1 protein-coding gene is annotated in these 253 nt (G+C 39.1%); it reads right to left on the bottom strand.

Annotated features, from left to right (window positions below):
• On the bottom strand, positions 1-253 hold a 253-nt coding region (locus ACZ267_RS12960), incomplete at both ends, for a hypothetical protein (protein ID WP_463680356.1).

Raw genomic sequence — 253 nt, 5'->3', positions numbered from 1 at the left:
TTTCTAAGGTGAAGAAATCATTTGGTGATGCACCTTTACCATTAGGGAAATCTTGTCCTTGCATGGTATATCTTGGACTAGCTACAACGTTGTAAAGGATATGTTTTAAAGGAACGGTAACTGTTGATGTTGAACCATCAGCAAACGTAACTGTAACGGTTGCTACAGGTGATTGGGTTAATCTTCCAACATTACCAGTTACAACTTTACTTCTAATTTCATTTGCACCGGCTGTGGCATATGGTCTTGTACC

The sequence above is a fragment of the Staphylococcus sp. AC872 genome, from assembly GCF_979255425.1.
Note: the sequence above shows the minus strand (reverse complement) of the source record. Positions and strands in the feature narration are given on the sequence as shown.